At 63.4% G+C, this 17,263-nt stretch carries 15 protein-coding genes; 3 read left to right on the top strand and 12 right to left on the bottom strand.

Going from position 1 to position 17,263, the window contains the following annotated elements; all coding sequences use genetic code 11:
* Window positions 1-35 precede the first annotated feature (35 nt).
* The 7 genes from SB765_RS18345 to SB765_RS18315 form a co-directional block, all read right to left on the bottom strand.
* The gene (locus SB765_RS18345; RefSeq protein ID WP_410911140.1) at window positions 36-221 is read right to left on the bottom strand and encodes a hypothetical protein; all 186 of its coding nucleotides are present in this window, start codon (window positions 219-221) and stop codon (window positions 36-38) included.
* Window positions 218-1,330 (bottom strand): PepSY-associated TM helix domain-containing protein, encoded by a 1,113-nt coding sequence (locus SB765_RS18340; protein WP_061203606.1) that lies wholly within the window; start codon window positions 1,328-1,330, stop codon window positions 218-220. The genes SB765_RS18345 and SB765_RS18340 overlap by 4 nt, the downstream gene beginning before the upstream one ends.
* Window positions 1,331-1,385: 55 nt before the next feature.
* Window positions 1,386-3,818 (bottom strand): TonB-dependent siderophore receptor, encoded by a 2,433-nt coding sequence (locus SB765_RS18335; protein WP_410911141.1) that lies wholly within the window; start codon window positions 3,816-3,818, stop codon window positions 1,386-1,388.
* A 158-nt stretch (window positions 3,819-3,976) separates the two neighbouring features.
* The gene (locus SB765_RS18330) at window positions 3,977-4,933 is read right to left on the bottom strand and encodes a FecR domain-containing protein (protein WP_410911142.1); all 957 of its coding nucleotides are present in this window, start codon (window positions 4,931-4,933) and stop codon (window positions 3,977-3,979) included.
* Window positions 4,930-5,448, bottom strand: coding sequence for an RNA polymerase sigma factor (locus SB765_RS18325; RefSeq protein ID WP_341797365.1), 519 nt, complete (start codon window positions 5,446-5,448; stop codon window positions 4,930-4,932). Before SB765_RS18325 ends, SB765_RS18330 begins: the two co-directional genes overlap by 4 nt.
* A gap of 130 nt (window positions 5,449-5,578) precedes the next feature.
* The gene (locus tag SB765_RS18320) at window positions 5,579-6,289 is read right to left on the bottom strand and encodes a PolC-type DNA polymerase III (protein WP_341797366.1); all 711 of its coding nucleotides are present in this window, start codon (window positions 6,287-6,289) and stop codon (window positions 5,579-5,581) included.
* Entirely contained in the window at window positions 6,286-8,223 is a 1,938-nt protein-coding gene (locus SB765_RS18315; RefSeq protein ID WP_341797367.1) for a DUF294 nucleotidyltransferase-like domain-containing protein, read from the bottom strand. Before SB765_RS18315 ends, SB765_RS18320 begins: the two co-directional genes overlap by 4 nt.
* 116 nt (window positions 8,224-8,339) lie before the next feature.
* Here SB765_RS18315 and SB765_RS18310 point away from each other — a divergent pair, with 116 nt between their 5' ends.
* Window positions 8,340-8,879 carry a response regulator gene (locus SB765_RS18310; protein WP_341797368.1) on the top strand — a complete coding sequence of 180 codons (540 nt, stop codon included), beginning with the start codon at window positions 8,340-8,342 and terminating at the stop codon, window positions 8,877-8,879.
* Between the two features lie 120 nt (window positions 8,880-8,999).
* Here SB765_RS18310 and SB765_RS18305 read toward each other — a convergent pair whose 3' ends face one another.
* Window positions 9,000-11,177: a malate synthase G gene (locus SB765_RS18305; RefSeq protein WP_341797369.1), complete on the bottom strand. Its 2,178-nt coding sequence runs from the start codon at window positions 11,175-11,177 to the stop codon at window positions 9,000-9,002.
* Between the two features lie 449 nt (window positions 11,178-11,626).
* Here SB765_RS18305 and SB765_RS18300 point away from each other — a divergent pair, with 449 nt between their 5' ends.
* Window positions 11,627-12,145, top strand: coding sequence for a glycine cleavage system protein R (locus SB765_RS18300; RefSeq protein ID WP_341797370.1), 519 nt, complete (start codon window positions 11,627-11,629; stop codon window positions 12,143-12,145).
* Window positions 12,146-12,479: 334 nt separating this feature from the next.
* Here the strand turns inward: SB765_RS18300 and rarD are convergent, their stop codons facing one another.
* The 4 genes from rarD to SB765_RS18280 all read right to left on the bottom strand — a co-directional run bounded on the left by rarD (window position 12,480) and on the right by SB765_RS18280 (window position 16,114).
* The gene (gene rarD / locus SB765_RS18295; RefSeq protein ID WP_016497665.1) at window positions 12,480-13,367 is read right to left on the bottom strand and encodes an EamA family transporter RarD; all 888 of its coding nucleotides are present in this window, start codon (window positions 13,365-13,367) and stop codon (window positions 12,480-12,482) included.
* A gap of 64 nt (window positions 13,368-13,431) precedes the next feature.
* Window positions 13,432-14,406: a serine/threonine protein kinase gene (locus tag SB765_RS18290; RefSeq protein ID WP_019470553.1), complete on the bottom strand. Its 975-nt coding sequence runs from the start codon at window positions 14,404-14,406 to the stop codon at window positions 13,432-13,434.
* Window positions 14,407-14,558: 152 nt separating this feature from the next.
* On the bottom strand, window positions 14,559-15,323 hold the full coding sequence (locus SB765_RS18285) for a TOBE domain-containing protein (protein WP_410911143.1): 765 nt from the start codon (window positions 15,321-15,323) through the stop codon (window positions 14,559-14,561).
* A 59-nt stretch (window positions 15,324-15,382) separates the two neighbouring features.
* Window positions 15,383-16,114, bottom strand: coding sequence for a ComF family protein (locus SB765_RS18280; RefSeq protein WP_410911144.1), 732 nt, complete (start codon window positions 16,112-16,114; stop codon window positions 15,383-15,385).
* A gap of 89 nt (window positions 16,115-16,203) precedes the next feature.
* Between SB765_RS18280 and bioB the strand changes: the two genes are divergently transcribed.
* Window positions 16,204-17,262: a biotin synthase BioB gene (gene bioB, locus SB765_RS18275; protein ID WP_016497669.1), complete on the top strand. Its 1,059-nt coding sequence runs from the start codon at window positions 16,204-16,206 to the stop codon at window positions 17,260-17,262.
* Window position 17,263 lies beyond the last annotated feature (1 nt).

Below are 17,263 nucleotides of genomic sequence, written 5' to 3'. Positions count from 1 at the left end.
CTTGGCAATACCTGCGGTTGCGTGGCGGTAGCGGGCTAGCGCCCCCGACGCCAGAGCAGCCCGCGCAGGCTCAACAGGGCCGGCAGGCCCAGGCCGGCCCATGCCAGAACGTCCCAGCCACCGTCGCCGAGCAGTGCGGCGAACAGGCCCAGGAACCCAAACATGGCCATCAACGCCGGCCAGGCGAAGAGGCGTGCAGTGGATTGCGACCTGTGGCTCATGCGCGCACCTCCCTGGGTTTGCGCTGCTTGCCCCACCACAGGTAGAGGCCGCTGCCGAGCACGATGATTGTCAGCACGTCCAGCAAAGCCCAGAGGATTTGCATCGGTCGCCCGCCGTAATCGCCGAAATGCAACGGCTGCGACAGGCCCATGGCATCCATGTACCAGGGACGGTCGCCTACGGCAGTCACAGCAAGGGTGCGAGCATCGATCAATACCGGCGTGAACAGGTGAGAACTCAGGTGTGTGGCACCGTTCATGAATACCGCATAGTGGTGCTCGCTGGAGAACCGTGTGCCTGGAAAAGCGATGAAGTCCGGGCGCATGCCGGGGGCGGCCTGTTCGGCAATTTCCAGCAGGCGAGTGGCTGGGGCGCGATCGACGAGCGGCGGCGCGTCGCGGTAGGGGGCAACCATCGCTGCCAGGCTGTCGTTGCGCCAGGCCGCGATGACCAGGTCGGACAGGGCACTGATCACGCCCGTCACGCCCACGGTCAACGCCCAGGCCAGGGTAACTGCGCCGATCAGGTTATGCAGGTCGAGCCAGCGCAGGCGGCGGGACTTTTCGTGGCGCACGGTGCCGAACGCCAGACGGCGCATGAACGGCGCATAGAGCACGGTGCCGGAGACAATCGCGACGATGAACAGCACGCCCATGAAGGCCAGCAGCAGCTTGCCAGGCAGGCCGGCGAACATGTCCACGTGCAGGCGCAGCATGATCATCATGAAGCCGCCATTGGCAGCCGGCATGGCCACTGCTTCGCCGGTGCGGGCGTCGAGCATGAAGGTGTGCGACAGGTTGGGGTCGGTGCCAGCGGTAGCGGCGGTGATGGCCACCACGCCGTTGGGTTCGTCCTCCTCGTAGCCGAAGTACTGCACCACCTCGCCGGGACGGTGTTGTTCGGCTTTCAGTACAAGCTGCTGCAGGTCGAGGTGCGGGGTGCCAGCTGGCATTTCACGCAGTTCGGGGGCGTCGCCGAGCAGGTGTTCGAGTTCGTGGTGGAAGATCAGCGGCAGGCCGGTGAGTGCCAGCAACAACAGGAACAGGGTACAGACCAGGCTGCTCCAGGTATGGATCACGGACCAGCGGCGGATGGTTGGGCTTTTCATCACGGTACCGATTTTTGTCTGTTGGATCGAGGGCCGCAAAGCGGCCCCCGCTCACTCAGAACTTGTAAGTGGCGCTGGCGACAACACTGCGCTCATCGCCGTAGTAGCAGTAGTACGAGTCACAGGTAGAGAGGTAATCCTTGTTCAGCAAGTTGGTGGCATTGACCGCCACCGACGCGCCCTTCAGGCTGCTGTCCAGGCGACCCAGGTCGTAATGCACCGATGCGTCGAACACGGTGTAGGCCTTGGCCTTGCCCAGGTAGGTATTGCCCTGGTCACCGTAGGTATTGCCGGTATAGCGCGCGCCCAGGCCGATGCCGAAGCCGTCGAGCACGCCGGCGTGCCAGGTGTAGTCACTCCATACCGAGGCTTGCTGGTTAGGCATCAATTGCAGGCGGTTACCTTTGTAGAGGCCGTCCTGCACTTCAGATTTGGCCAAGGTGTAAGCGGCAATCACTTTCAGGTTTTCGGTAACGTCGGAAACTGCTTCAAGCTCAAGGCCGTGGACTTTCACTTCGCCGCTCTGGCTGGTGACGGTTACGCCACCCACGTTGTTGGTGACCGAGACGTTCTTCTGGGTCAGGTCATACACAGCTGCCGACAGCAGCGTGTTGGAGCCCGGTGGCTGGTACTTGACGCCCAACTCCCACTGCTGCCCCTCGGTCGGCTTGAACGACTCGGTCGCAGAGGCGCTGGCATTGCTGGCAGGTTGGAAGGACTCGGCATACGAGAGGTACGGCACGAAGCCCGAATCGAACACGTAGCTGAGAGCCGCGTTGCCGCTGAACTTCTTGTCGCGCTGGGTATTGGTGGCATCACCCTGGTTGAGATACCTGGTACCGGTATGTACCCAGTCCTCACGACCGCCCAAGGTCAGGCGCCAATTGCCGAGCGCCATCTGGTCCTGAACATACAAGCCGGTCTGGCGGGATTTCTGGTTGTAGTCGTAGAACGCCGTCGAGCGGTCCGGGCGGGTGATCGGCACCCCGTAGACCGGGTTGTTGACGTTGCTGTCCGGCACGTTGAAGCCGAAGATCGACAGGTAATTGGTGTTGATGCGCTGGTGGTCCAGGCCGAGCAGCAGGGTGTGGGTGATGTCACCGGTGGCGAAATCTGCCTGGAAGTTGTTGTCCACGGCGAACTGGCTGATGTCTTCGTCAGTGTTGGTGGACATGCGGCTTACCGTGCCATCGTCTTTCACCGGGCCGCCGGGCTGGTAGTAGCTGCCTGGTGTGATGGTCTGGAACGCCAGGTCTGTCTTGGTGTAACGCAAATTCTGACGGAACTGCCACACGTCGTTGATGCGGTGTTCGAAGGCGTAGCCCAGGGCGTAGTAGGTACGGTCGTAGAATTCGTAGTCCGGGTCACCCAGGTTCTTGTGGTGCGAGATCTTGCCGAACGGCATGTCGATCTTGGTGCCCTGGATTGGCCGGAACTGGCTGGTGGCGCCGGTATCGTCGCGGGTGAACTGGGTGAGGAAGGTCAGCGTGGTGTCTTCGTCAATGTTCCAGGTCAGGCTCGGGGCGATGTTGTAGCGCTTGTCGTCGATGTGGTCGATCTGCGTGCCGCCGTCGCGGATCACACCGCTGACGCCGTACAGGAAGCGGCCTTCATCGTCGATCTTGCCAGTGCTGGCAAAGTTGATCTGGCGATGGTTGTCGCTGCCGTACTGCAGTTCGATCTCGTGCTCGCTTTCGGCTTGCGGGCGACGGCTGACCATGTCCAGCAGGCCGCCGGGCGGGGTTTGGCCATAGATCGAGGAGGCCGGGCCACGCAGCAGGGCGAGGCGGTCGAGGTTCCAGGTTTCGGCTTTCGGGTTGGCGTACACGCCGCGTGGCAGCGGCAGGCCATCGAGGAACTGGGTGGGCTCGAAGCCGCGAACGCGCATCCAGTCATAGCGCGTGTCGCTGCCGAAGCTGGCCGACACGATGCCGGGCATGTAGCGCACGGCGTCATCCAGGCTGTGCACACCGCGGTCTTTCATCTGCTCGCGGGTGGCGATGGAGATGGAGCGGGGGGCCTCCACCAGCGCGGTGTCGGTCTTGGTGCCAGCGGCGGTGCGCTTGGCCAGGTAACCCTCTACCGGGCCCCAGGCACTTTCAGAAACGCTGGCGGCGTCCACGGTGGTTTCCGGTAGCGCCAGGGTGCCGTCCGGCACGGCCACCAGGCTGTAGCTACCCACGCTGCTCTGTTGCAACTGCAGGCCGGTACCGCGCAGGGCCGCTTGCAGGGCGCCGAGGCCGTCGTACTGGCCGCTTACCGGGGCCGAGGTGCGGCCGCTTACCAGTGCCGGGTCGATGGCCAGGGCAATGCCGGCCTGGCTGGCGATCTGGTTGAGGGTGGTGGCTAGCGGCGCGCTGGGCAGGTTGTAGGCGCGCGGCGTGGATAGCTCGGCGGCGAACAAGGCGGAGCTTGCCAGCGGGGCAGCCAGGCCGATGGCCAGGGCCATCAGGCTGGGGCGCAGGATACGATCAACGGCACGGGACATGCGGCGGTTCCTCGACGGGTAAGTGCTTGCTGCTTCCTTGCCGAGCGAGAATTGAAAAGTGACAGGGGAAATCTGAAAAATATTGAGAATTATTTGGTATGTGTATTTGCCTGCACTGGCCTCTTCGCGGGTTCACCCGCGAAGAGGCCGTTACAGGTCTACTTGGGAACGACGTTGACCCACCACTGGGTATGCCGCTCGATTTTCACCGGCAAGGCCGGCACCAGCGACTCCAGCGCCAAGTCGGTGTTGGTCAGCGGGAAGCTGCCAGTCACGCGCAAATCGGCGACCTGCTCGGCTACCCCGAGGTGGCCGCTGCGGTACTTGCCCAGTGCGGCCAGCAAGTCGCCCAGCCGCACGTTGTCCACCACCAGCATGCCGCGGGTCCAGGCATCGGCCCCGACCGGTACTGCGCCGACCTGGCCGAGGCCGTTGGCGTTCATCAGTACCTGCTGGCCTTCGCGCAGCACATGCTCGTCGCCACTGTTGTGCGGCATGGCTGCAACCGAGGCTTGCAGTACTTCCAGGCGGGTACCGTCGGCTTCGCGGCGCACCAAAAAGCGCGTGCCTAAAGGCCGCAGGCGGCCATCGTCGGTGCGTACCAGCAGCGGGCGCGGGTCCTGGTGGCCGGTTTCAACCGAGATCTCGCCCTGATGCAGCACGATTACCCGCTGCTCGCCGGCGTAGTCGATGTCTACGGCGGTGTGGGTGTTCAGGCTCAGCAGTGTGCCGTCTTCCAGACGCAGGGTACGCAGCTCGCCGGTAGCGGTACGCTGGTCGGCCAGCCAGTAGCTTGGGGCCAGCGACGGTGCGCCGACCCAGGCCAGCAGCGAGCCGAGCAGGAACATGCCGGCCAGCCCGCCGCCCACATTGCCGATGCGTCGACGCAGGCTGGCGCGTGATTGCAGCAACGCCTGGCGTGCCGGGCCGGCCGCGGCGCTGACGCGCTGGTCCATGGCGCCGAGCTGGCGCCAGGCACGCGCGTGTTCTTCGCTGGCGGCATGCCAGCGCATGAATTCGTTGCGTTCATCGGGCGTGCCGCTGGCGTCGCCGAGGCTGAGTTTCCAGGCGATGGCGGCTTCCAGTACCTGAGACGAAACCGGTGCATTGCTCACGTCGGTTCCCCGTACAGGGCCACATAGCACTGGCGCATGCCTTGGGCGATGTACTGGCGCACCCGCGACACCGACACACCCAGGCGCTCGGCGATTTCGCCATGGCCCATGCCGTCCAGGCGGTTGTGCAGGAATGCCGCGCGGGCCTTGCTCGATAGCTTGCCGAGCAGCCGGTCGATGGCCTTGAGGTCTTCGAGGATCAGCAACTGCACTTCCGGGGAAGGTTGTTCGGCTTCCGGGATCAGCGCCAGCTCGGCCAAATAGGCCTGTTCCAGCGCGGCGCGGCGAAAGTGGTCGAACATCAGCCCTTTGGCCACGGCGGCCAGAAACGCACGGGGTTCGCGGGGCGTGTCCAGCTGCTCACGGCCGAGCAGGCGCACGAAGGTGTCCTGGCTCAGATCTTCGGCACGTTGGCGGCAGGCCATGCTGCGTTGCAGCCAGGCGAGCAGCCAGCCGCGGTGGTCGCGGTACAGCGCACCGACCAGATCGGCGTGTGGGCTCTGTGCTGAAAACAAGCAGCGTCCCCCCGGAACGAATGCATTAACTAACGATAATTATTCGCGATTGTTGCAGAGGGGAGGGGGTGGGTGCAATGGACGCTTATCGGATTGCCACCATGGAAAAGGCTGATGGCCCAATGCAAAGCTACAGGCCATGACTCTGTGCTTTGCGCCGCCGCCACCCACGCAACCGCTGCTCCAGCTGCAATGGGCTGTCCAGCTGCTGGCGCCGGGCCTGGCTCAACAGGATCAGCGCCAGCTCTGCGGTCACTTGGGCATCGGCACTGGCATGGTGGCGCTCTTCAACCTGCAAACCAAACCGCGCCACCCAGTCATCCAGCCCGGCCTCGCGCAGCACCGTGTCGGGGTTTAGCATCGGCGCCAGTTCGGCAACGTCGAGGAACAGTGACTGCAGACGATGCCCAAGGCTCTCCTTCAGCGCACGGGCCAGCATGCGCTGGTCGAAGGGCGCATGAAACGCCAGCACCGGGCTGTTGCCAATGAAATCGAGCAAGTCGAGCAGGGCCTCGGCCGGGTCGCAACCGGCGGCCAGGGCGCCAGGGCCCAGGCCATGAATCAGCACGCTGGCGTTGGTCTTCTGCAAAGGCCTGTGCAGGGTGCGTTCGAACTGCTGGGCAAAATCGATGGCGCCGTCTTCGATGGCCACTGCGCCAATCGACAATACCTGGTCCCGGTTGGGGTTGAGCCCGCTGGTTTCGAGGTCCAGCACCACCCAGCGCTGTTCACGCAGGGTGCATACCCCCAGCGGCGTGGGCTTGGGTAACCGGCTCAGGCGCTGGCGTGTGGCGGGGTCCAGTTCGGGCGCGCTGGGGCGCAGCCAGGTGAACAGGCTCATAGCTGGTACCGCAGGGCCAGGCTGCTTTGCAGGCGCTGGGCCTGGCGCAGCGCCTCGCGCAGGATGCGCCGGTCCAGGTGGTTGAGGCTGTCCGGGTCGAGGCGGTTGGAGTAAGGCAGGTTGTCGCGAGCCTGGCGCTGGTGCTGCTGCATGCGGGTTTGCTGGATGAAGTGGTAAGCCTCTTCATAGGCCGCGCCATCCAGTGGCTCGATCACGCCCTTGGCCACCAGCTGGCGCAGCCGCTCCAGGGTGTTGCACGCACCGACGCCATTGGCCAACGCCAATAGCCGGGCACCGTCGACGAAGGGCGTCAGGCCCTGAACCTTGAGGTCGAGGGTGGCGGCCTTGTCATTGCCCTGGCGGGTCAGCACGAACTCGCGCAGGCGGCCCACCGGCGGGCGCTGGCGCAAGGCGTTTTCGGCCAGCATGCGCTGGAAGATGCGGTTGTCGGCCACTTGGTCCAACAGGCGTTGGCGCAGTTGTTCGCAACCTTGCTCATCGCCCCACACCACGCGCAGGTCGAAGTAGATGCTCGAACCCAGCAGGTTCTCCGGGCTGGCTTCACGAACAAAGCCGGCAAAGCGCCGTGCCCACTCGCTGCGCGACAGGCACAGGTCAGGGTTGCCGGCCATGACGTTGCCCTTGCACAGGGTAAAGCCGCACTGGGCCAGGCACTGGTTGATGTACTGCGCCAGCGGCAGCAGGCGGGCACGGATGGCGTCGGCTTCAGCGCTGTCGGCCGCCTCGAAGAGGATGCCGTTGTCCTGGTCGGTGTGCAGGGTCTGCTCGCGGCGCCCTTCGCTGCCAAAGCACAACCAGCTGAACGGCACGCCCGGGTCGCCGCGCTCGGCCAGCGCCAGCTCGATTACCCGGCACACGGTGTGGTCGTTGAGCAGGGTGATGATCTGGGTGATCTGCGTGGACGATGCGCCATGGGCCAGCATGCGCTCCACAAGCTGGCTGATTTCCCCGCGCAGCGAGACCAGGGTGTCCAGCCGAGGCGCATGGCGGATGGTGCGCGCCAGGTGCACCAGGTCGACCCGTTGCAGCGAGAACAGGTCACGCTCGGAAACCACCCCGCACAAGCGCCGGTTTTCCACCAGGCACACGTGGGCGATATGCCGCTCGGTCATGGCCATGGCCGCGTCGAAGGCGCTGGCCTGAGGGCTGAGGTAGAAGGGTTTGACCGTCATGTGCCGCTCGATGGGCGCGCCCAGGTCGGCATCCGCCGAGGCCACCACCTGGCGCAGGTCGCGCAGGGTGAAGATGCCGGTGGGGTAGCGCTGCGCGTCGACCACCACGATGCTGCCGACCTGCTGCTCGTGCATCAGCCGCACGGCTTCGCGCAGCGGGGTTTGTGCCGTGCACACCACCGGGTGACGCATGGCCAGCTCACCCAAGGGCGTGTTCAGCGAATACTGGGTGCCGAGGGTTTCCACAGCGCGCTGTCGCACCTGCTGGTTGACCTGGTCGAGCAGGCTGCTGACCCCGCGCAGGGCAAAATCCCGAAACACTTCAGACATCGAGAACACGCGGATGAACGCGGCCTTGTTCAACTGCAGGCAGAAGGTATCTTCACCGGCCAGGTGCTCGGTGCGGGTGGCTCGCTCGCCCAGCAGGGCGGCCAGCGGGAAGCACTCGCCACTGGTGATTTCGAAGGTGGTTTCCACCCCAGGCTTGACCAGGTGCTGGCGCTCGCCAACCACGCGGCCCTGCTTGACGATGTAGAAGTGCTCGACCGGCCCGTCGGCAGGTTTGACGATGCTTTCGCCGCAGGCATAGAAGCGCAGCTGGCACTGCTCGACCAGGTAGGCCAGGTGGCTGTGCTCCATCTGGTTGAACGGCGGAAAGCGCTGCAGGAACTGCAGGGTGCCTTGAATGTTCTGCAGTACTGCTGTCCTGCCCGCCTGGCTGTAGGCGTCCTTTTTGCTCATGAAACTGACCGTATCGCTACGCCGAACTATATATATCTATATATAGGTGCCGGCCTTGTTGTTCTCTGCCTCCATGGTCGGCTTGCGGCGGGGTGGTGCCCATTGGACGTAAGTCTATGAACGCCCCTGTCAAAGACCCGACGAAAGGCGAAACGGGTTACGCGAGTAATGTGGTCCTAAGGCTGAAGCGGAATTTTTTTGACGAGATGAGCATGCCTGAGCACACCGACATCCTGAGCGACGCCGAGCGTGAGGCCTTGGCCGTGGTAAGTGCGCCTGTGGCACCTAGGCCGTTGGTGCTGGTGGTGGATGACAACGCGGTCAACCGTGAGGCGCTGATCCTGTACCTGAAAAGCCGGGGCATCGATGCGGTGGGGGCGGACGGGGCGGAGGAAGCCAGGTTGTACCTGCATTATCAGCAGCGGATCAGTTTGATGATCACGGATTTACGCATGCAGCCAGAGGATGGCCTGGATTTGATCCGCACGATTCGTGAGTCGGAGCGCGCAGCGTTGTCGATCATCGTGGTGTCGGGCGACACCGATGTAGAAGAGGCGGTGGACGTGATGCACCTGGGGGTGGTGGATTTCCTGCTCAAGCCGGTGGACCTGGGCAAGCTGCTGGAACTGGTGAAGAAGGAATTGAAAATAGAGTGATGCACAAAGGGGCTGCTTTGCAGCCCATTCGCGGCACAAGGCCGCTCCTACAAGGGTTATGCGTTCCCCTGTAGGAGCGGCCTTGTGCCGCGAATGGGCCGCAAAGCGGCCCCTTGCGGTTTACAACCCGTTACGCGCCTTGAACTCGCGGCGACGGCGGTGCAGCACCGGCTCGGTGTAGCCGTTCGGCTGCTTGCCACCTTCCACCACCAACTCTACAGCCGCCTGGAACGCGACGTTGTCGTCGAAGTTCGGCGCCATCGGGCGGTACAGGGCGTCACCGGCGTTCTGCTGGTCCACCACCACGGCCATGCGCTTGAGGCTTTCCAGCACCTGATCCTGGCTGACCACGCCATGGCGCAGCCAGTTGGCCAGCAACTGGGCAGAAATGCGCAGGGTGGCACGGTCTTCCATCAGGCCGACGTTGTTGATGTCCGGCACCTTCGAGCAACCCACACCCTGGTCGATCCAGCGCACCACGTAGCCGAGGATGCCCTGAGCGTTGTTGTCCAGCTCGTTGCGGATTTCTTCGTCCGACCAGTTCGTGTCGGCGGCCAGCGGGATGGCGAGGATGTCGTCCACCGACGCCGGGGTACGCGAAGCCAGCTCACGCTGGCGCGCCTGCACGTCCACCTTGTGGTAGTGCAGGGCGTGCAGGGTGGCGGCAGTCGGCGACGGCACCCAGGCGGTGTTGGCACCGGCCAGCGGGTGGGCGATCTTCTGCTCGAGCATGGCAGCCATCAGGTCGGGCATGGCCCACATGCCTTTGCCGATTTGCGCACGGCCTTGCAGGCCGGTGGCCAGGCCAACGTCGACGTTGTTGTTCTCGTAGGCGCCGATCCACTTCTCGTTTTTCATGGCGCCTTTGCGCACCACGGCGCCGGCTTCCATCGAGGTGTGGATTTCATCGCCAGTGCGGTCGAGGAAACCGGTGTTGATGAACGCTACGCGCTCGGCGGCAGCCTTGATGCAGGACTTGAGGTTGACCGTGGTACGGCGCTCCTCGTCCATGATGCCGACCTTGACGGTGTTGCGTGGCATGCCCAGCAGGTCTTCGACCTGGCTGAAGATTTCGGCGGCGAAAGCGACTTCTTCCGGGCCATGCATCTTCGGCTTGACGATGTACACGCTGCCGGTGCGGGTGTTCTTGCGGCTGGTGTTGCCGTTGAGGTTGTGCAGGGCGATCAGGTTGGTGAACAGGCCGTCCTGGATACCTTCGGGGATTTCGTTGCCCTGGGCATCGAGGATCGCCGGGTTGGTCATCAGGTGGCCAACGTTGCGTACGAACAGCAGCGAACGGCCATGCAGGGTGACGCTGCCGCCATTGGGCGCGGCGTACTCGCGGTCCGGGTTCATGGTGCGGGTGAAGGTTTTGCCACCCTTGCTCACGCTTTCGGCCAAGTCGCCTTTCATCAGGCCCAGCCAGTTGCGGTAGACGATAACCTTGTCGTCAGCGTCGACGGCGGCAACCGAGTCTTCGCAGTCCATGATGGTGGTCAGTGCCGATTCCATCAGGATGTCTTTCACGCTGGCGGCGTCGGTGCTGCCAACCGGGGTGTTGGCATCGACCTGGATTTCGAAGTGCAGGCCGTTGTGCTTGAGCAGCACGGCGGTTGGTGCGGCGGCGTCACCGTGGAAGCCGATGAGCTGGGCATCGTCACGCAGGCCGCTGTTGCTGCCGCCTTTCAGGGCAACAACCAGCTTGCCGCCTTCGATGCGGTAGCCGGTGGAGTCGACGTGCGAGCCGGCAGCCAGTGGCGCAGCTTCGTCGAGGAAGGCGCGGGCGAAGGCGATGACCTTGTCGCCACGGACCTTGTTGTAACCCTGGCCTTTTTCGGCGCCGCCTTCATCGCTGATGGCGTCGGTGCCGTACAGGGCGTCATACAGCGAACCCCAGCGTGCATTGGCGGCGTTCAGGGCGAAGCGGGCATTCATTACCGGCACCACCAGCTGCGGGCCGGCCATGTGGGCGATTTCTTCGTCCACGTTCTGGGTGGTGGCCTGGAAATCGTCGGCTTGTGGCAGCAGGTAGCCGATTTCCTGGAGGAATGCTTTATAGGCGACGGCGTCGTGGGCCTGGCCTTTGCGTGCCTGATGGTAGGCGTCGATCTTGGCTTGCAGCTCGTCGCGCTTGGCGAGCAGGGCTTTGTTCTTTGGAGCGAGGTCATTGATGATCTTCTCTGCACCCGCCCAGAACTGCTCGGCGACGATGCCGGTCCCGGGGATGGCTTCGTTGTTCACGAAGTCGTACAGGACCTTGGCGACCTGAAGGCCACCGACTTGAACGTATCCAGTCATTGCTTGCCTCACTCTGCTCAGCTATTTCGCTCTTCTGTATTAAGCCTGTAGCGCTTCTCTAAACACGGCACCAGTGCGTGCCCCCGGGTTGTACCGGGCGCGGCTGGGTGCGGCTTGCCAGACATGCCGGCAGGCAGTGTGCGTATTTTCACAGGCGCCTTGGCAGACATCCAAACGACGTTTTGTAGTCCGCGCCACGGGATACTACATGAAGCAGTAGGCGGGGCAAAATCAGACTAAAAGCGCCGTTATGCGACCCGTTGGTCGCGTATGGTCACGCTGGGAGTGGGTATGTTCGCAAAAAACAGGTGGATTGTTCCAGATAAATCTTGAAACAGTACACGATTCGTTGTGCAGGACGCCCTGCGGCAGGTTGCCGCGCCTTGCCTATACTGACTCGATCCCCCGATTTTCTGCCGCCGGGCGCGGTCCGACACGAGGAAGGGCTTGTGGATCATCTTGTACTGACTGTTATCGCCCCTGACAAGGCCGGCCAGGTCGAACGCATTGCCCAGTGCATCGCCGACCACAGTGGCAACTGGCTGGAAAGCCGCATGTCGCGTATGGCCGGGCAGTTTGCCGGCATCTTGCGGGTGGCGGTGCCGGCTGAGAATTACGCTGAACTGGTGGCATCGTTGCAGGGGCTGGCCCGGTATGACATTCGCGTGCTGATTGCCGAGAGCGGCATCGAGCCGTCGTGTACCTGGAAGCCGATTGCCATGGAACTGGTGGGGAATGACCGGCCGGGGATCGTGCGGGACATTACCCGGTTGCTGGCGGATCTTGGGGTGAACCTTGAGCGGTTTACCACTGAGGTGCGGCCGGCACCGATGAGCAGCGAGGCGCTGTTTCATGCCGATGCATTGCTGGCGCTGCCGTTGACCCTTTCGCTGGATGAACTGCAGCAGAAGCTGGAGAGCCTGGCGGACGATTTGATGGTGGAGTTGCAGTTGCGGGCGGAGGATTGATTCGGGATCGCCGGGGCCGCTTTGCGGCGCATTCGCAGCACAAGGCTGCTCCTACAGGGAATTGCATAACTCCTGTAGGAGCAGCCTTGTGCTGCGAACGGGCTGCATCGCAGCCCCTTGCGGTTATCCCGATATCACGGGGAAGGCCCTGTGGATAACCTGGGGGTGTACCTCTCCACCCCAGGCCCTCTGTGCCCTGCGCAGTTTTGATCAAAAAACACCCAATAATCAGCAGCTTGTGCACAAAGCACGGGGACGAGGGTGTGGATAACCTTTGGAGATGTCGCTGCAGGCCTCGAACCGCATGGCCTGCAGAGTTTTGATCGTTTTTTGATCAGCTGCGCTTGCGCAAATTCATCCACGCATCGACGCTGTAGATCGCCAAACCCGCCCAGATGAACATGAACGCCACCAATGTGCTCGACGACAAATGCTCATCGAACAACAGCACTGCCTGCAGCAATACCAGCGTCGGCGCCAGGTACTGCAGGAAGCCCAGGGTGGTATATGGCAGGTGCCGGGCCGCAGCGTTGAAGCACACCAGCGGTATCAGCGTCACCGGCCCGGCCGCCATCAACCACAGTGCTTCGCTGCTGGTGTAAAACGCCCCCTGGGCACTCATCGCCGCCGGGTGCAGTAGCAGCCAGCCAAGGGCCAGCGGCACCAGCATCCAGGTTTCCACCACCAGGCCCGGCAATGCCGCCACTGGCGCCTGTTTGCGAATCAGCCCGTAGAAGCCGAAGCTCAGCGCCAGCACCAGCGACACCCAAGGCAGGCTGCCTACCTGCCACACCTGCTGGGCTACGCCTACGGCGGCCATGCCCACCGCCAGCCATTGCAGGCGGCGCAGGCGCTCGCCAAGAATCAGCATGCCCAGTACCACATTGATCAGCGGGTTGATGTAGTAACCCAGGCTGGCTTCGAGCATGCGGCCGTTGTTTACCGACCAAACATAGGTCAGCCAGTTACCCGCAATCAATGCTCCGCTCAGCGCCAGGATGCCCAGCCGGCGCGGGTTGTCGCGCAGTTCGCGCCACCAGCCCGGGTGTTTCCACACCAGTAGCAGCAGCGAGCCGAACAGCGCCGACCAGAGCACCCGGTGGACAATGATCTCGACCGCCGGGACGTTCTGGATTGCCTTGAAATAGATGGGGAACAGGCCCCAGATGATGTAGGCGCTCAGGCCCAGGATGTACCCGCGACGCGGGTTTGCGGCGTGCATGCAGAATCCTTGCTTAGGTAGCTAAATAAAGCGACGCCTATTGTAGACAGACGTAGGCATGCTTCTAGAACAATTTCAGCGGTGCTTCATCCAGCGCGGCCATTTGTTCGCGCAAGGCGAGAATCTGGTCCCCCCAGTAGCGGGGTTGGCCGAACCACGGGAAGCTGGGCGGGAACGCCGGGTCGCTCCAGCGCCGTGCCAGCCACGCGCTGTAGTGAAGCTGGCGCAGGGCGCGCAGGGGCTCGATCAGGGCCAGTTCGCGCGGGTCGAAGTCGTGGAACTCGTTGTAGCCGTCGATCAGCTCGGCCAGTTGCCCCAGGCGCTCCTCGCGGCTGCCGGCCAGCATCATCCACAGGTCTTGCACCGCCGGGCCCATACGGCAGTCGTCGAGGTCGACCACGTGGTACACCTCGTCACGGTGCATCAGGTTGCCGGGGTGCAGGTCGCCGTGCAGGCGGATCAGCTGGTGCGGAGTGCGGGCGTAGATATCCTCGACACGTTTTAGCAGGTCGCGGGCCACGGACTCGAAGGCGGGCAACAGTTCGCGAGGGACAAAACCACCGTCCAGCAGGGTGTTCAGCGAGGCGTGGCCGAAGTTGTCCACAGCCAGGGCCTCACGGTGCTCGAATGGTTTGGTGGCGCCCACGGCATGCAGGCGGCCGAGCAACTGGCCAAGGCGGTAGAGCTGGTCGAGGTTGCCCGGCTCCGGAGCGTGGCCGCCGCGGCGCGGGAACAGAGTGAAACGGAAGCCTTGATGCTCGAACAAGGTGCGGCCGTCGTGCTGCATCGGCGCAACCACCGGCACCTCGCAGTCGGCGAGTTCGGCGGTGAAGCTGTGTTCTTCGAGGATCGCCGCATCGCTCCAGCGGCCTGGGCGGTAGAACTTGGCGATCAGCGGCTGCGCGTCTTCGATGCCCACCTGATAGACGCGGTTCTCGTAGCTGTTCAGTGCCAGCACCCGGGCGTCGCTGAGAAAGCCGATGCTTTCCACTGCGTCCAGGACCAGGTCGGGGGTGAGGGTGTCGAAGGGGTGGGACATGGTGACTCCGGAGGGTAAGCAGCGTGGGGCCATGGTAACGCGTTATGCCTGTACCGGCCTCTTCGCGGGCATGCCCGCTCCCACAGGTACAGCGCACGTTTCAGGATTTGTGGGAGCGGGCGCGCCCGCGAACCGCGCAATGCGCGGCCAGGCTATGCAGGAACCCCGATCAACACATAGGACGGATGAAACTGCACCTGCACCGCACTGCCCGCCGCCACCGGATGACCAGCCAACCAGCCCGCCTCCGCGATGGCACACAATGTCTGCCCATTGCCCAACGCCAGCCGCACCTCACTGGGCCCCTCATCCTCTGCCAACACTTCTTCCACCGTTGCACTCAAGCAGTTGCTGCCCGCGTCGGCTGCTTCCCCCTCCGGCAGCAACCGTACCCACCCGGCCTTGAGCAGCGCCACCACCATCGTCCCCAGTGTCAGCTCCAGCCGCGCGGTGCTGTCGTGGGTGATCAGCGCATCAATCTCCAGCCCACCGCCCAATGCCAGGCTGACGCGGTCATACCGGCCCTCGCGGCGCAAGCCGCTGACCTGGCCCTGGAGTTGGTTGCGCGCACTGGTACGCAGCATCAGGCGGCCGAGCAGGTCGAGGTCACTGGATTCTTCGGCGGCCTCAAGAATTTCCGCCTGCAGGGCCTGCAACCTTTGATACAGACGCAACACCCGCTCGCCTTCCGGCGACAAACGCGCACCGCCACCGCCACGGCCACCGGTACTGCGCTCGACCAAGGGCTGGCTGGCCAGGTTGTTGAGCTCGTCGATGGCATCCCAGGCAGCTTTGTAGCTAATGCCTGCGGCTTTGGCGGCTCGGGTGATCGAGCCTTGCTCGGCAATGTGCTGCAGCAGGGCGATGCGCTGGGGGCGGCGGGCGATGTGCTGGGTAAGCAGGGTGGGTAGGGGCATGGGTATTGAGTCGTTATATTTGAAGGTCCTGAAAGCGGATTGTGGAGGACTGCGCAGGGTCATGCATACCCCGGCTTGGGCGTGCGTGCCAGGCAATACACATCCACCCGCCGCGCTCCGGCCTTGCGCAGCACCTCGGCGATTGCCTGCGCGGTGGCACCGGTGGTGAACACATCATCGACAATAGCGACATGTTTGCCCGTCAGTTCACCCGAGAGCGCAAACGCTTGTCGCAAATTGCGCCGCCTTGCCCGGGCATCCAGCTGTTGCTGCGCAGGCGTCTCGCGCGTGCGCAGCAACAATCGCTCATCGCACGGTAGCCCAAGTTGCGTGGACAACCACCGCCCGAGCATCCCGGCCTGGTTGAACCCGCGCTCGCGCAGTCGACGCTTGGCCAAGGGCACAGGCAACAGCAGGTCAGGGCGGGGTAGCCCTTCGGCAAAGCGATGCAGCAGCCCAAACCCCAGCAGTTCAGCCATCAAACGCCCCAGAGGCCACTGCCGGTTGTGCTTGAAGCGGCTGACCAGCGTGTCGACCGGAAAGCCGAATTGCCATGGTGCAATCACGCTCTCGAACGGCGGCAAGTGCCGGCAACAGTGGGCGCAGGTCAGGCCAGCCATAGGCAGCGGCAGGGCGCAGCGCAGGCATTGATCGCCCAGCCAAGGCAGTTCCTGCTCGCAGGCGATGCACATCGGGTAGGCCTGATCGGCAGGCTCGTCACACAATAAACACATCTGATTAATAAGTGAGCACTTGTAAACCAGTCTTTTCCAGTGTGGTTGACAGTTCATGGGCCTTCCGTAACTATGCGGGCTATCCGTGATGCGCTTGTGGGCTTTCCTGTCCCGGCGCCAGCTACAGCCTAAACAAGGAAACGCCGATGAGCGCCAGCACAACTGCAACAACACGTCACGACTGGTCCCTGGCCGAGGTCAAGGCGCTGTTCCAGCAACCGTTCAATGACTTGCTGTTCCAGGCGCAGACTGTGCACCGCGCGCATTTCGACCCTAACCGGGTGCAGGTTTCGACCCTGCTGTCGATCAAGACCGGCGCCTGCCCGGAAGATTGCAAATATTGTCCACAGTCCGGCCACTACAACACCGGGCTGGAAAAACAGAAGCTGATGGAAGTGCAGAAGGTGCTGGAAGAGGCTGCTCGCGCCAAAGCCATCGGTTCCACCCGCTTCTGCATGGGCGCGGCGTGGAAGCACCCGTCTGCCAAAGACATGCCTTACGTGCTGGAGATGGTCAAAGGGGTGAAGGCCATGGGCCTGGAAACCTGCATGACCCTCGGCAAGCTCGACCAGGAGCAGACCGCAGCCCTGGCCCAGGCTGGCCTGGATTACTACAACCACAACCTCGACACCTCGCCGGAGTTCTACGGCAGCATCATCACCACCCGCACCTACAGCGAGCGCCTGCAGACCCTGGCCTACGTGCGCGATGCGGGGATGAAGATCTGCTCCGGAGGCATCCTGGGCATGGGCGAATCGCTGGACGACCGCGCCGGCCTGCTGATCCAGTTGGCCAACCTGCCCGAGCACCCCGAGTCGGTGCCGATCAACATGCTGGTCAAGGTTGCCGGCACGCCGCTGGCCGAGGAAGAGGACGTCGACCCATTCGATTTTATCCGCATGCTGGCCGTCGCCCGCCTGTTGATGCCCAAGTCGCACGTGCGGCTGTCCGCCGGCCGCGAGCAGATGAACGAGCAGATGCAGGCCCTGGCGTTCATGGCGGGTGCCAACTCGATCTTCTACGGCGAAAAACTGCTGACCACCGCCAACCCGCAGGCCGACAAGGACATGCAGTTGTTCGCACGCCTGGGCATCAAGCCCGAAGCGCGTGAAGAGCACGCCGACGAAGTGCATCAGGCGGCCATCGAGCAGGCGTTGGTCGAACAGCGCAGCAGTGAGATGTTCTACAACGCTGCATCGGCCTGAC

Source organism: Pseudomonas sp. SIMBA_067 (assembly GCF_046534675.1).
GTDB classification, from domain to species: Bacteria; Pseudomonadota; Gammaproteobacteria; order Pseudomonadales; family Pseudomonadaceae; genus Aquipseudomonas; species Aquipseudomonas putida.
This window is presented reverse-complemented; position numbering and strand designations above follow the sequence as displayed.